The sequence below is a fragment of the Nodosilinea sp. FACHB-141 genome (assembly GCF_014696135.1).
Classification (GTDB): domain Bacteria; phylum Cyanobacteriota; class Cyanobacteriia; order Phormidesmidales; family Phormidesmidaceae; genus Nodosilinea.
The window spans coordinates 23,715-38,341 of the sequence record NZ_JACJPP010000029.1 but is presented as its reverse complement, the minus strand read 5'-3'; the positions used below and the strand labels follow the sequence as shown (position 1 = coordinate 38,341).

Genomic DNA, 14,627 nt, shown 5'->3' with positions numbered 1-14,627 from the left:
TCTGATGTTCTTTTCATTGTGGTAACTGCCATGAACTACAATTTTGACCCAGACCGTGATTATTCAAAGAAAGAAATTGCTGAAATTACCGAATTATCAGCTAACACAGTGACGGATAGCCTTAAAACTGCGGGGCTCTCAACAAGTAAGCGATTCTATACAGGTTCTGAACTGCTTGAGCGGTTTGTACCGGTACGGAAGATGCTTGATGCTGGCCGCACACACGAGGAAATTTGTGCAGCGCGTAGAATGAGACAAGCAAGTTCCTCTACCCAGGAAAATTGGCCGGGTGGAGGAGGTTTCCAGCCACCGGACTCCTCGTCGGCGCTTGAGACAGATGAGGCTGTGATTGCTGGAATGGGCTCTTTTGAAGATGCTATTAATGCAGGAATAAGAGAGTCTATTGAAAGTGCCGTACAGGATGCTACGCGAGACATCGTACAGTTCATTCCTGCTATGGTTGCCAAAGCGCTCGCGGAAGCGGCTCAATCGGGGCAGATTCGAGACGTCTTTCATAGCAGGCTACGGGAGTATTTTGCGCAGCGACGAAGTGCTGAATTTCTGCTTCAAGCCAATAAAGACAAGGAACATTTGGATTCTAAAAATGGTGATGAGGATGATGGAGACTCCGTCAAAGATGGAGACGGCGACACTACTGTTGATATATCAGCGGAGGAGTAAATAGGCGTCTTTACGGAGAGATGTTGGGGAAGGAGCGGTCGGTCTTTGCAGCATTCTTAATAGTTGTTACTGAGAACGCTGCAAGGGCTACTTCTGCCAACATCTTTCCGTAAGCGGTAGCTCATTGAGCTCGGGCCGAGCTTCGCACCAGGTAAGATAGTGCTCATTGAGGATGGCGATAAAGCGATTCCAGTGTGGGTCAAAACGGCAGACGCCATAAAGCTCATTGGGTTATCCTCTTCGTGCCTGAAGAACTACTGGCTGAAGCAGGGATACCTAATCAAAGGGATCTACTGGGTGTATACGAATTCAGGCCGGCGGATGATTCTCTATAACGTCGAACTGCTGTGCGATTGGGTGGCCAACCGGGGGAGTCCGAAGGTGCATTTGAGGAGGATTGAAGCGTATTTAGTGGAGAGGGAAAGGCGAGGGTAGGATAATCGCTTACAAGCAGCAGAAAAGGAAAAAGGAGCTGGCAACTGTCACTGCACTAACGCAAAACTTAGAACCCGCGTAATTCGCAGCTCCGCACATATCCACATTCAACAACGGTAATACTATGGCTGAATATATTTCGGTACAACCGCCTGGCTGCGCTGATTGGCCCGATGAGGATTGGCCCACAGATCAAGAGGCATCAAACCCACTTTTTGATCTCTCTAACTTCGAAAATATTCGCAAGCTAGCGAGGGCAATAGCCTGTCAGAACGATATGGTGGACGCTGGATTGCTGAGCGGAGAGATTGCCTATGCCTATCAACATGAAGAGTACAATGTGGCGTGCATCAAAGAAGTGCTTGTGGGCAGCTTTAAGGATGACCTTGAAGAGGTGCTCGCCGCGTTAGCTGACCTCAGTGCTGCCGGTAAAAACAATGTTGCTCAGGTCCTTACAGCTGGGGCTCAGAGGGCACTTGATCAGAGTCGAGAGCAATTTGGATCTCAGTCGAAGTGAGGGGGCTAAGAGTGGGCCGGATGTACACTTGGCTTGCACGGCAGTGGCCGAAAGCTTTATGCGGGTTCAATGGTGAGGTGGTCTACGCAGCTCGCTAGATAACAGTCATGGGAGAAAACGAATTAGGAGGTATTGTCGGTGGACGAGTAGAGAGGGCGCACGCAAAACTCGCACCAGTGGTGCGAGAGCGTATTCGCGCTAATTAATTAATCGTCGGTAGTGTCGGCTTCACCGTCCTCCATCTCCTCAATAGCAGTGCTTAGTTCCAGATCGAATTGTTCCACCGTAGGTAGGCTGCTTTGGATATCTGGCGGAAGTTGTCCCTGGGTTTGAAAGGTTGAAACTCCGATCGGCTGCTGGGTCCCCTGGAGCGCATATTCCACAATGGTTTTGTCTTTGCTTCGACAGAGAATAATGCCGATCGTGGGGGCATCACGTTCGGTGCGCATGAGGTTATCGACCGCAGCAACATAGAAGCTCATCTGGCCTGAGTGCTGCGGTTCGAATTCGCCCATTTTGAGATCCAGCACAACGTAGCAGTGGAGCTTTACATGGTAGAAGAGGAGATCGAGGCGATACTCTTTATCACTCACCACGAGGGGATACTGACTGCCTAAGAAAGCAAAGCCCATACCGAGTTCGAGAAGAAAATCGCGGATGTGATCAACGAGCCCACGCTCAAGTTCTCGCTCTTGTGCGTCTTTGCCGAGGGTAAGGAAATCAAAGTTGTACGGGTCTTTGAGGAGCTGCTGTGCGAGGTCAGATTGAGGAGCAGGGAGCGCTCGCTCGAAGTTGGTGACAGCACTACCTGTTCGTTCAAAGAGGCCGCTTTCGATCTGCATCTCAAGGATGTTTCTACTCCAGCCGTTTTCAACAGTTTGCTGAACGTACCAGAGCCGTGCCTCCGGATTTTTTACCTTCTCTATGATGCGGATGTTGTGGCTCCACGGAATTTGGCCAACAGCCTGTTGGCCAATTTGCTCCTCGGTGTAGGCCTCGGCAAACACCCGCATTGATTTGAGGTTTGACCGGGAAAAACCTTTGATATCTGGGAACTCGCGCTTCAAGTCCCGAGCTAAATGGTCAATGACCTTACTGCCCCAGCTTGCCTGCTTCTGCTTGGCTATGATCTCTTGCCCAATATGCCAATAGAGAAGGATGAGTTCTTGGTTGACAGCGAGGGCTGCTTTGACCTGCGCTGTGCGAATGCGCCGCTTTAATCCATCAAGAAAAGCAGTGTAGTTGCTATCTAACGAGAGGGGGGACTCTTTCGGCATGAAGAAGACTATAGCAGGAGACTAGGCTTCATACTGCCTGCTCAAAACGGATCCACTAATTCCAGAGAATTATTTAGGATCCAACTCTCCTATCCATAATTTTTTCCATTACATAATTCCTTTTTATGTCATACAATAAGCGCTGACTAATACATGTGATCTTTGTACTCTAAATGGATCCACTGTGAGTAACCTCATTCGGCCTCCAAGCAGTAGTTCACCCATACTTTCGGGCACTGAGTTTCTCTTGCCCGCTATCGTGAGCCGGGCTAGTGAGCGAACCACTTATCGCTACCTTGAGTTTTTCACTGCTGGGATCCGAAACCCGAACACCCGGCTTGCCTACTACCGAGCCCTCACTCGATTCTTTGACTGGCTTGAGGAGTGTTACCCCGGACTCGGCCTCCACCAGGTGAACTCTATTGTCGTGGCCCAGTACGTAGAGGTTCACCCAGGGTCTGCGCAAACGAGAAATCAGCACCTCTCTGCCATTCGCTCGCTCTTCCGCTGGCTGATTACCGGTGGTTTGATGCGCGAGAACCCAGCTGGAGAAGTGCGTGGTGTGAAGCATCGAGTGAAGCGCGGTAAGACGTCGGTGCTTAGCGATGAAGAGATGAAGGAGCTCCTCTCAAGCATCAGCACCGACGATATCGTCGGCCTACGCGATCGGGCGCTTATTGCGGCAATGTTTTTCAGCTTTGCCCGAGTTGGTGCTGTGCTTGGAATGAACACGGGTGACTATTTCTCTAAGGGCAAACGCTACTGGTTTCGACTTCATGAAAAAGGCGGCAAGTACCATGAGGTACCAGTTCACCACACAGCGGAGGAGTATCTTGATCTCTATATGGATGAGGCGAATCTGTGGGATGAGAAGACTACTCCCCTCTTCCAAACAGCACCTCGACGTTCTCGCACACTCACTGGTGTTCGGTTACAGCGCCAGGAAGCATGGGCAATGGTGAAGCGCCGTGCGCTTGCTGCTGGTGTGAGTACCGATGCGTGTAACCACACATTTCGTGCGAGTGGAATTACCAATTTCCTGCGCAACGGCGGTAGCCGCGATAATGCTCAAAGGATTGCAGCGCACGAGGATGTTCGCACAACCACGCTGTATGATAGGCGGGAAGATGCGATTTCGCTGGATGAAATTGAGCGAATCCGGTTATAGAAAATCCGCTAAATTTACGTCGAAGCAGAATATAAGCCTATGAACTAGGAGGCTCTTGAATAATTTTGCTTGTTTGTAAGATAAGAACATCTCTCTATGATTAGCATCACTATTTTACGTGATGCGAAACACACAGCGACTCAATTTAAGGTGGTATTAAATGAATTACGTTTAATTCAAACTAAATAATTATAACCATTTTTGAAGTGAATAATAACTTTCTTGAAGCTGTTCGCTCATCTCAAAACTTTCTCCGTGAGCTTTGCATCTCAGAACGTAGCGCCTTCATATTTTCTGGTGGAGCTGTTCACTTATATCAGCTGAGTATCGGTTGTTTGGCGGATAGAATCCCAACTGACCTCGACATTATATTTCAGGGATTTGAAAATACAGATAGCATCTTACGGTCGGCACTCTCCATCGGTAAATCTCATTTCTCGCAGTTAACAGTTAAACTAGAAGATAGATGGCACCAGTCTTTTTTCCTCAAAGGACCAATTATAGAAGCAGAGACAATCAACAATTTTCCTGTTGATTTCGTGCCAGGAGCAATGGCAACTCACTTTCCCAGAAACCATAATACATTTCCTAATCATTGCTATATTTATCCTGTCTTTAAGGACACATTATTTCAACTGTCGCGAAATACAAGTATTCCTGGTTTTGGTGATGTACAACTTGCCCATCCAGCATTTATTGCTTTCTATAAGCTAAATTTAATGAGAAGTAGGGACGGTAAACAGGATGCCTTAGATATTAGAAGGCTCATTGAAATGGGATTGGTGCACTCGAAGTGTGAAGAGACATTGCAAGTTTTTCAATTCCTTTCGTATGGAAATTTGCGAATAGCGAATAGCCTTATCAAAATGCTCAGAGACATTGAGCTATCACTTTACGAACAACGGCGCTCTATGCCCGGCGAGCGAGACTGTATTCTCTCGCCGGGCATAGAGCGTATACGGCTGTAATCTAGCCTCGCTGGTTTATGCTGCCTGCGCCTCCTTAAAGAGCGTTCGGATGAGGCCTTTCCAGTTTGGACGATGGATGAACCGCGCGAGATGCCGGTTGTCGTTTAGAATCTCGGCTTTTGTAAGCCGAGAGAGTTCTTCCCATCGACTGCGAAAGACATAGGTTGCATTCTCGTAGAAGGCACACTCGCATATGTAGATGTCTCTAGCCGGGAAGCCAAAGATGACGTATCCGCTAAAGCCACCGTGCCCAACAGCTGCAAACTCTGGACTGTAGCTGTGTATAAGCGCAAGTCGATGAGCTACTACTGGCCGATTACCAGGCTTTTGGCGATCAATTACTGGCTGGATGTGCGGCTGCAGTGTTGCCCACGGCATTCGGCCGGGTGGAAGAATCTGCCAGTTAAGCGAGGTGACTGGTACTACTCCAGCAGGTAGTAGGTTTTTGCCCAAAACGTCGCAAAACCTGAACAGCTCTAGCATGAGGTTGATGGCATGCCGGAGCTCGTCTGGGTTGTCGAGCTTCAGTGGGACGATGCTTTCTGTTGCGAAAGCTAGAACACCATCCGGAAGCGCGGTTACTATGAGTTCTACCCCTGGAGGCGGAATGAGTGTGCGTGGGTACTGTTGGTAGGGAACATCCACAATCTTTGTGGCTTCGACTTTGTCTTTGCCGTGTAGTTCCGTGTACTGCCACTCTCGTTGTCGGTAACAGGTCTCCTTCGGCTGATCGCGGTGTCTTATAAAAGAACCTTCAGCGTTTAATCGTGAGATAGGGCCTAAAGCCGCTGGCAGAACTCTTTGCCCAATTTGAGGGGTATTTGAGAAGCCTATCTGCTCTCTACGCTCTGGAGAGACTTCACTTACCGGGACTACCAGGACAAGCTCTGCCGCTCCCTGGATACCGGGGAGGTTTTTTTCGAGGTTTTTCACTCGGGTCTTTTGGATACGCATAGTAGTACTAGTTACCCTCGAGGCGGATGAGGATCATTGCCGTGAGAGTCACGGCTTCGGATGCGCCCATCTTGACCATGGATGAAGAGCTCAGAGCTTTGGTTTCGGGCGATCTCTCGACCTCGCTCGATTGCTTCTTTCTGCGTCGGATGCACAGAAGAGGCTCTAGACGCCCCTTCTGACTTTACGGCCCACCCTTTGGGGTGGGGCACAATGTGTTGTGGGTTTTTAGCCATTTTGTTGCCTTTTGGTTAGTAAACGATTTTCAGGGATAGTGCGACTATCGCACATCTCCATCCTAAGTATAGCAAAATGTGCGGCTATGTCAACATTATGTTGCTTAGGGTTGCCAAAATGTGCGATCATGGCACATAAGAGGGAGGGTATGACCATGGCACTGACATACGAAACAATTGGAGAAAGGCTTAAAGAGGCAAGGCAAAATGTGCGCTTAAGCCAAGAGATGGCGGCAGCGGCGATAGGTATAGACCGGACTGCCCTCACCAAGATCGAAAAAGGGACTCGAACCGTTACTGGCCTTGAACTTCAGCAGCTCGCTCGGCTTTATCGCCGCGACCCGGGCGACTTCCTTGCTGACCAGCCGCTACAGGAAGACCCCTTTATCACGATTGGACGGATTGACGGGAATGCGTCCGTTGAGTGGACTCAAGAGGTAGCCCACAACGTGGAGATTTTGAAGGAGGCCGTTCGGCTAAGAGAGTTGCTCGGTGATAAGGCCAACGTAGTACCACCGTCTTATCAGCTACCATCTCCCCGGACATATGAGGAGGCAGTTGAACAGGGAAAAGAAATAGCTGTTCTTGAACGGGAACGACTCAAGTTCGGTTCCGGTCCTATCCCTGACATTGTTTCTCTCATTGCCTCTCAAGGGGTATGGACCGCTGCAGTGCCATTTCCCTCTGATGTATCTGGGTTGTTTATCGCTCACCAAAAGTACGGGCTTGCTATTTTCGTCAATCAAGAACACGCGACTGTGCGGCAACGATTTTCTTATGCCCACGAGTATGCGCATGTCTTAGTTGATCGCAGCCGGGGGGAGCACGAGCCTACGTCCACAAAGAATCGAAATGACTTCATAGAGAAGCGAGCAAATGCTTTTGCGAGTGAGTTTCTTATTCCAGCGGCGGGAGTCTATGAGACCCTTGAGCGCATGCATAAAGGCAAGCCAAGCCGTGCTTCTTCTTGGATTTGGGATGCGGCAACTGACGAAGCGATGCATCATGAAGTCCGCAGTAATGCATTGGCACATAAAATTTGTGCATCTGATGTTGCGCTTATCGCACACGAATACATGGTTAGCTATGACGTAGCAGCTATTCGGCTTCGAGACATTAATGCTATCTTTCAGAAGGAGCTTAAAATGCTCCTTGAACAAAAGGATCAGGGCAACCAGCTTCTGCGTGCGTTAAAACTTTCATATGACTTTCAGTGCTCAGAACAAGAGAGAGAGAATCAGCCATACCTTGTTAGGCAGCTTATTCTCCTTGCTATTGAGGCATTCAGGCAGGAGAAGATATCTCAGGGGCGATTCCGTGAGGTGTGTCAGCTAGCTGATATTCCTTATGAAGAGTTAATCCCCGTTGCGATGGCGGGACTACTTCCTGAAGAATAGTTTTTATTGTGTCTGGCTCAGAAAAAACGTTGCTTCTTGCAGATGCTTCACCGCTTATTTCATTTCTCAAAATCGATCGCTTTGACCTATTGGCGAATCTCGGGCGAACAATTGCCTGCACTGATTTTGTAAAGTCTGAGGTGCTCTATCCTCGGTCTGTTTTTGAAGAACTCTGCCAAGCGGGAAAGATTGTTGAGATTGCGGTAACGGAGCCAGCACATCATAAGGAAGTTGATGCTCTCTATCAGAGGGGGCTCGGACGCGGGGAAGCAAGTTCAATAATTCTTGCAGCAGGCAACGGATATGAACTTATCCTGGATGATAAAAAAGCATGTAGAGAGGCGTTGAGTAGAGGCATTTTTCTCTACTCAACGGCAGATATTGTTGTGTGGAATATCAAGCAGGAGAAAATCACTCTTGAGGAAGCTAACGGTTTTATTGGCCTGTGGCGAACTCTTGGTGAATTTCCGGTTAGAGTCAAAACATTCAATGAGTTTTTTAACGTAATTTGAGTGGAGCGATTGTTTACTTCGCTGATTGACCTTCATTGCTGTCTTTCACCACATTCAAAACTTGCTCACCCGGCAACCTATCCCGGCACTGGGATCCAGCTCTTTTGGCGATCGTCTGATCTGCGTGAATAATTACGCATCGCGCAGATGCTACTCCCTTGGTGGTGAGTTGAGCATAGAGCACGAAGCCGCCAACAAGAGCGGCTATAGGAGCTACGAGCCAGGTGATGCGATTCCAACGAATATGCGATTTGTTGTTCATCATCGAGCCTCACAACCCATACCATCGCTATCGCCATCAAAGCCGTGCGGATCGTCGCCGGTGACGGTGAAGTTGCGGTGGGTTATGTCGCCGCAGTCGAGATCTGGTGGTGGTGAGGGGATGCAAACGTCTGGATACGCTGGGTCGCAGTCAGCTTCAGCAGCCTTTGTGAGATTGTGGTCTGCTGCTGTCAGGAGAAATGGGAGCATTGGAATTAGAAGTAGCTCTCTCATAAATAGATAAACGGGGTGGACGTGCCTCTAGAGTGCCCAATTTTCCCGCTACTGAGGAGCTTTCAACAGGCCTTGACATTTATTAAGTAACGAATCTTGTCGATGGATATAGCTTTGGCCGGGTGGCTAGAGTCCACACGATACTGTGTGGACTCTAGCCACCTTTCGCTCAGCCGAAGTATTCAGATGGACCCTAATATGTTGAGGTATGATTCATAGCAATTTTCTGGCAAGCTTAATTAATTGCCCTGCTTGGGTAAACCAAGACTAATCCTCGCCATGGTGTGTGTAGTTCGTTTGTGGGTAGTAGGCATTACGCTCTAATCCTGTGGGTTGCACAGTTGCAAATGCCATAACCATTTTGTCCATTTTTCTTGCACAGCCCTTGATCTTAATGGTGTTCTTGTGGTTGAGCCCTCTGGTTGGAAAAACACCCTGGCTGTGACCAGTCTTTGCACGGTCCTGCTGGGCAGTGTCAGTAACGTTGGTTGGGCAGCCCACGTGCTGGTGGCGCAACAAACGACTGTTCGCACGCCTCAAACTGTAGAGGGCCACCTAGACCAAAACTCTAATCAACTTGACGATGGCAGTTACTATGCTACCCACGCCTTTGAGGGCATGGCTGGCGAAGTTCTTACCATCGAACTAACTAGTGAGAATTTTGATACCTATCTCACTTTGGTTGGTCCGGATGAGGCAACGATTGCTGAGAATGACGATGGAGCCGGGGGCACCAATTCTCAAATTGTGGTTACCTTACCCATCACTGGTACCTACAATTTGATTGCCAGCTCTTTCGAAGCGGGGCAGACCGGGCAATATCAGCTTGAGTGGCGAACTGCAACCGCTCAAGAGCAAGATCTTGCCCTGGCGAATCAGCTGAATCAACAGGTGACAGATTTTTATGGTTCAGGTCGCTATAGCGAAGCTATTCCCCTAGCCGTGCACGTCTTGACCATTACTGAAGCGCAATTGGGGCCCGACCATCCTGATACGGCAACGAGTCTGAATAATTTAGCGGAGCTGTATCGTTTGCTGGGTCGCTATGAGGAGGCGGAACCTTTGTATCAGCGCGCCCTGGCTATCCGCGAAGCGCAATTGGGGCCTAACCATCCCAATACGGCAACGAGTCTGAATAATTTGGCCTTGCTGCACGTTTTGATGGGGCGCTACAGCGAAGCGGAACCGTTGCTTCAGCGCGTCTTGACCATTACTGAAGCGCAACTCGGGCCTGACCATCCTAATACGGCAACGAGTCTGAATAATTTGGCGGAGCTGTATCGTTTGCTGGGTCGCTATGAGGAGGCGGAACCTTTGTATCAGCGCGCCCTGGCCATCGAAGAAGCGCAATTGGGGCCTGACCATCCCAATACGGCAGCGAGTCTGAATAATTTGGCCTTGCTGTACGTTTTGCTGAGTCGCTACAGCGAGGCGGAACCGTTGCTTCAGCGTGCTCTGGCCATCCATGAAGCGCAACTCGGGCCTGACCATCCCAATACGGCTCTGAGGCTGAATAATTTGGCGGAGCTGTATCGTTTGCTGAGTCGCTACAGCGAGGCGGAACCGTTGCTTCAGCGTGCTCTGGCCATCCATGAAGCGCAACTCGGGCCTGACCATCCCGATACGGCAACGAGTCTAAACAATTTGGCCTTGCTGTACGTTTCGCTGGGTCGCTACAGCGAGGCGGAACCGTTGCTTCAGCGTGCTCTGGCCATCCATGAAGTGCAACTCGGGCCTGACCATCCCGATACGGCAACGAGTCTGAATAATTTGGCGGGGCTGTACGATTTGCTGGGTCGCTACAGCGAGGCGGAACCGTTGCTTCAGCGTGCTCTGGCCATCCAAGAAGCGCAACTCGGGCCTGACCATTCTGAGACAGCCACGAGTCTGAATAATTTGGCGGGGCTGTACGATTCGCTGGGTCGCTATAGCGAGGCAGAACCGTTGTATCAGCGCGCCCTGGCCATCCAAGAAGCGCAACTCGGGCCCGACCATCCCAATACGGCTCAGAGTCTGAATAACTTGGCTTTGCTGTATCGTTCGCTGGGTCGCTATGAGGAGGCGGAACCGCTGTATCAGCGAGCCCTGGCCATCCGAGAAGCGCAACTCGGCCCCGACCATCCCGATACGGGGCAGAGTCTGAATGGTTTGGCTGGGCTATACGATTTAATGGGGCGCTATGGGGAGGCGGAACCTTTGTTTCAGCGCACCCTGGCTATCGCCGAAGCGGAACTGGGTCCTGACCATCCCAATACGGCTCTGAGTCTGAATAATTTGGCCTTGCTGTACCGTTCGCTGGGGCGCTATGGGGAGGCGGAGCCGTTGTTTCAGCGCGCTCTGGCTATCCAAGAGGCGGAACTGGGGCCCGATCATCCCGATACGGCTCTGAGTCTGAATAATTTGGCGGAGCTGTACGATTCGCTGGGTCGCTACAGCGAGGCGGAACCGTTGTTTCAGCGCGCTCTGGCTATCCGAGAGGCGGAACTGGGGCCCGACCATCCCGATACGGCAGTGAGTCTGAATAATTTGGCGGCGCTGTACTGGGCTCAAGGGCAGCTGGAGCCCGCTTTCAACTACCTGCAACGGGGCCTAGCGGTCGAAGAAACGGTCCTCAGCCGCAATTTAGTAGTGGGCTCAGATGCTAACAAACGCGACTACCTGGCCACGGTTTTTGGTACCACTGATGGGGCAATTAGCTTCCACCTCAATGACCTGCCCATCAGTGGTGAGGCCGCTCACCTGGCCCTCACCACTATCCTGCAACGCAAAGGGCGCATTCTCGATCTCTTTACTAACCTGCGGGCCCAACTAGCCGATGACCCTGAAGCGGTTACTCTTTTTGATGACCTCAGGGCCACCAACACCCAACTTTCCACCCTAACGTCTAGCCCACCGCCCGACTTGTCTTCTGAGGCCTATCAAGCCCAGCTCAAGTCTTTGCAGGACCAGATCACGACCCTCGAAGGCCAGCTCAGCCGCCGTAGTTCAGAGTTCGCAGGCCTCACGGCCTCGCTCACTGTAGAGGATATTCAGGCAACGCTCCCCGAGGGTACAGCCTTGGTTGAATTTATCCGCTATCAGCCTTTCATCCACACAGCATCAGTGTCAGAGCGCTTTGGACCTACACGCTATGTCGCTTACGTCCTCGCGGCGGATGGCACCATTCAAGGCGTAGATCTAGGGCCTGCTGAGGTTATTGACGCGGCTGTCCGTACCTTCTCCACCAGCCTGGCCTCGCCCGATACGGCACTTTTCCAAGTTAAGGAAGACGCTCGCGTCCTGGATGACCTGGTGATGGCCCCGGTGCGAGTGGCCCTGGGCGATACCACGACGGTGTTTATCTCCCCCGACGGTATCCTCAGCCTGGTTCCCTTTGAAGCTCTGGTGGATGAAGCGGACCAGTATCTGGTGGAGACTTATCGGTTCCGTTACCTCACCTCAGGTCGTGACTTAATGCGGATAGCCGATGCTGCCGCCAATGACAATCCAGTTGTGCTGATAGGCAACCCCACCTATGGCCGTGCCGGGGCACTGGTGGCCCAGGCCGATACTCGTGCCATTGATTTCAAAAATTCCATCTTCCCGGCTTTACCAGGCACCCAAGCAGAAGTTGATCTGATTGCACCCCTACTTTCCAATCCATTGGTTTACACGCAGACCAATGCCACCGAAGCGGTCATTAAGCAGCAGGCTGAACCCAGCATTCTGCACATCGCCACCCATGGCTTCTTTGAACCTACCGATGACGCTAGCAATCCCTTGCTGCAATCAGGGCTGATTTTGGCCGGGGCTGCTGATGGCGGACAGAGTGGGCCTAACCAAGACGGCATTCTCACTGCCCTGGAGGTGACGGGGTTAGACCTGCGCGGGACTCAACTGGTGGTGCTTTCGGCCTGCCAGACTGGGCTGGGAGCACTCTCTACTGGGGAGGGGCTATACGGCTTGCGTCGAGCATTTGTGCTGGCCGGTGCTCAGAGCCAGGTGATTAGCCTCTGGAAGGTGAGCGATGACGCGACCCAAAAGCTGATGGTGGCGTACTACCAGACATTGCTCGCGGGCACCCCTCGTGCTGAGGCGTTGCGAGCCACTCAGTTGGCATTTTTACAAGAGCCTGCCTATGCGCACCCTTACTACTGGGCGGCGTTTATCGGCTCTGGTGATTGGCGACCCTTGCAGCCATAAAGGGAGGTGCGTTCCACTCCCTCATTTAGGATAAGTTCATTGCCTCTGTTGTAGCCCATGCCCCCTCACGCTCTTGGTGCCGCCCTAACCGCTTATCGAGAGGCCCTATCTTCTTTTGTTGCAGATCAAAGCCCTCAGGAACAGCAAGTGCTGAAAGTCTTGAATGCTCGCGATGTGCTGTATGTAGGGATAGAGCAATCGCCCCCGCCCAAGCCCCATCTGCTGAGTGAAATTCATGCCCTCGATCGCCAGCTTAAAGACCAGGCGGCGGTTATGGCTGAACAGCTCAATTTCAGCACCTATCGCCAAAGCTTTTCAAAATCGCCAGAGCAGTGGTGGTGGTTTCTAGACGAAACATTGAAGGTTCCAAGCTCAAATCCTGACGACTGGGTATTCAAAGGGCTGACAACCTTAACCTGGGCTATTATTGTTGGCCTGCTGATCAACATTAGCGGTCGATTTTTGCTGGGTGGGGCTGGAGTGGCCGGGCTATCTGCCATTGCGCTGTCGAACCTGTTGACGCTGCTGCAGGCCCGTAGCGATTTGACAGATGCCGGTGGCGAAGGGGTGCAGTTTTTCTTTGACCGCTTCAAGGTCTCAAATCCCTGGCGGCTAAGGGCTAAGTTTGGTACTACGGCGCTGTTGGCTGGAGTTTTGTTTGCTTTTTGGTTGGCATTGCCCAGCATTTCAAGGCAGTACAACCAGCGAGGGCAAACTGCTCAAGAGGCAGGCAAGCTGGGCTCTGCAGAGCAAAACTACAACCGCGCCATTGCCCTTAACCCAGACAATGTGGATGCCCACTATAACCTCGGCACCCTTTACGAAGACATCCAAAACCTAGAACAAGCCGAAACCCAATATCTAATTGCCATTCGAGGCGATTTGCCAGAGGCGTATAACAATTTGGCCAGATTATATCTGGAAAAGCCAGAACCTAACCTGAATAAATCATTAGCGCTATTAAATCAGGGCCTAACGTTGGCGGATGAGCAGCAGAGCTTTCCAGAAACTAAGTACAGCCTCTATAAAAATCTGGGCTGGGCATTGTTTCGGCAGGAGCAATATGCATCTGCTCAATCAGCGTTGGAGACCGCGATCGTACTCAGTGCAGAACGCGAGGCCCAGCCTCACATTAACAACCCTGGCTCGGCCCACTGTCTGCTGGCCCAAACCCTGGAGGCTCAAGCTCAGGGTGAAACGGATACTCTGCCGGTCTGGCAGCGCTGTTGCCAACTGGGCGATCGCGGTAACCCCGAAGAAAATGCCTGGCTGATGCTAGCCCGCGAACGTTTTGAATCTGCAACCCTAGACTACAACGACCTATGCCGACCTACCGCTACGCCGCTCTAATGGCCTCTACGGGCTTAACGCTGGGAATTATCGGGGCGATCGCCCCACCTGCTTGGAGCCAAAACCAAGGGATTCATTACATCCATGGTGTCCGGGGTGATGTTGTTGTCGGGCAATTTTTAGTCACGCCCGATCCGGCTTCTGAGGGAATGCTGCTGCCAACTACGCACAAGATTCGGCTAGGTCGTAATAGTCGGGTAACTCTAAATTGCAGTAATGGCGGCAGGCACAACTTTGATAATGTCGGCACGTACACTGTGGCTGACTATTGCCGATCTGCTGCCAGGAGACGGCCTGGATCTGCAAATAATCCATCACGAGCTCCATTTGATGTCTCTTTACCCCATGTCCTTAGCCCTCGCAACACGGTTCTTCTCGGAACAGAGCCCCTGACACTTCAGTGGCAGTCCGTAGAAGGGGCGACATCTTACACGGTTGTGATCCAGGGTTCAGGG

At 51.2% G+C, this 14,627-nt stretch carries 12 protein-coding genes; 8 read left to right on the top strand and 4 right to left on the bottom strand.

What is annotated here, in order from left to right:
* The first annotated feature begins 30 nt into the window (after positions 1–30).
* Positions 31–681: a hypothetical protein gene (locus H6F59_RS25425; RefSeq protein WP_190707762.1), complete on the top strand. Its 651-nt coding sequence runs from the start codon at positions 31–33 to the stop codon at positions 679–681.
* A 559-nt stretch (positions 682–1,240) separates the two neighbouring features.
* A complete protein-coding gene (locus H6F59_RS25420; RefSeq protein WP_190707759.1) occupies positions 1,241–1,633 on the top strand; it encodes a hypothetical protein in 393 nt (130 codons plus the stop codon).
* Positions 1,634–1,839: 206 nt separating this feature from the next.
* Here H6F59_RS25420 and H6F59_RS25415 read toward each other — a convergent pair whose 3' ends face one another.
* Positions 1,840–2,910 (bottom strand): YhcG family protein, encoded by a 1,071-nt coding sequence (locus tag H6F59_RS25415; RefSeq protein ID WP_190707756.1) that lies wholly within the window; start codon positions 2,908–2,910, stop codon positions 1,840–1,842.
* Between the two features lie 259 nt (positions 2,911–3,169).
* Here H6F59_RS25415 and H6F59_RS25410 point away from each other — a divergent pair, with 259 nt between their 5' ends.
* Both H6F59_RS25410 and H6F59_RS25405 read left to right on the top strand, forming a co-directional pair.
* Complete coding sequence (locus H6F59_RS25410; RefSeq protein ID WP_190707752.1) at positions 3,170–4,078, top strand: tyrosine-type recombinase/integrase; 909 nt, start codon at positions 3,170–3,172, stop codon at positions 4,076–4,078.
* A gap of 206 nt (positions 4,079–4,284) precedes the next feature.
* Positions 4,285–5,046: a hypothetical protein gene (locus H6F59_RS25405; RefSeq protein WP_190707740.1), complete on the top strand. Its 762-nt coding sequence runs from the start codon at positions 4,285–4,287 to the stop codon at positions 5,044–5,046.
* A gap of 15 nt (positions 5,047–5,061) precedes the next feature.
* Here H6F59_RS25405 and H6F59_RS25400 read toward each other — a convergent pair whose 3' ends face one another.
* Positions 5,062–5,979, bottom strand: coding sequence for a hypothetical protein (locus H6F59_RS25400; RefSeq protein WP_190707737.1), 918 nt, complete (start codon positions 5,977–5,979; stop codon positions 5,062–5,064).
* Between the two features lie 32 nt (positions 5,980–6,011).
* Positions 6,012–6,236 (bottom strand): DUF2188 domain-containing protein, encoded by a 225-nt coding sequence (locus H6F59_RS27785; protein ID WP_190707733.1) that lies wholly within the window; start codon positions 6,234–6,236, stop codon positions 6,012–6,014.
* A 155-nt stretch (positions 6,237–6,391) separates the two neighbouring features.
* Here H6F59_RS27785 and H6F59_RS25390 point away from each other — a divergent pair, with 155 nt between their 5' ends.
* Both H6F59_RS25390 and H6F59_RS25385 read left to right on the top strand, forming a co-directional pair.
* Entirely contained in the window at positions 6,392–7,633 is a 1,242-nt protein-coding gene (locus tag H6F59_RS25390; protein ID WP_206755228.1) for an ImmA/IrrE family metallo-endopeptidase, read from the top strand.
* Between the two features lie 8 nt (positions 7,634–7,641).
* The gene (locus H6F59_RS25385; RefSeq protein ID WP_190707717.1) at positions 7,642–8,145 is read left to right on the top strand and encodes a hypothetical protein; all 504 of its coding nucleotides are present in this window, start codon (positions 7,642–7,644) and stop codon (positions 8,143–8,145) included.
* A gap of 261 nt (positions 8,146–8,406) precedes the next feature.
* Here H6F59_RS25385 and H6F59_RS25380 read toward each other — a convergent pair whose 3' ends face one another.
* Positions 8,407–8,616, bottom strand: a complete 210-nt coding sequence (locus H6F59_RS25380; RefSeq protein WP_190708018.1) for a hypothetical protein — start codon at positions 8,614–8,616, stop codon at positions 8,407–8,409.
* Positions 8,617–9,045: 429 nt separating this feature from the next.
* Between H6F59_RS25380 and H6F59_RS25375 the strand changes: the two genes are divergently transcribed.
* A complete protein-coding gene (locus H6F59_RS25375) occupies positions 9,046–12,822 on the top strand; it encodes a tetratricopeptide repeat protein (protein ID WP_190707713.1) in 3,777 nt (1,258 codons plus the stop codon).
* Positions 12,823–12,969: 147 nt separating this feature from the next.
* Positions 12,970–14,172: a tetratricopeptide repeat protein gene (locus tag H6F59_RS25370; RefSeq protein WP_190707710.1), complete on the top strand. Its 1,203-nt coding sequence runs from the start codon at positions 12,970–12,972 to the stop codon at positions 14,170–14,172.
* Positions 14,173–14,627: the final 455 nt, after the last annotated feature.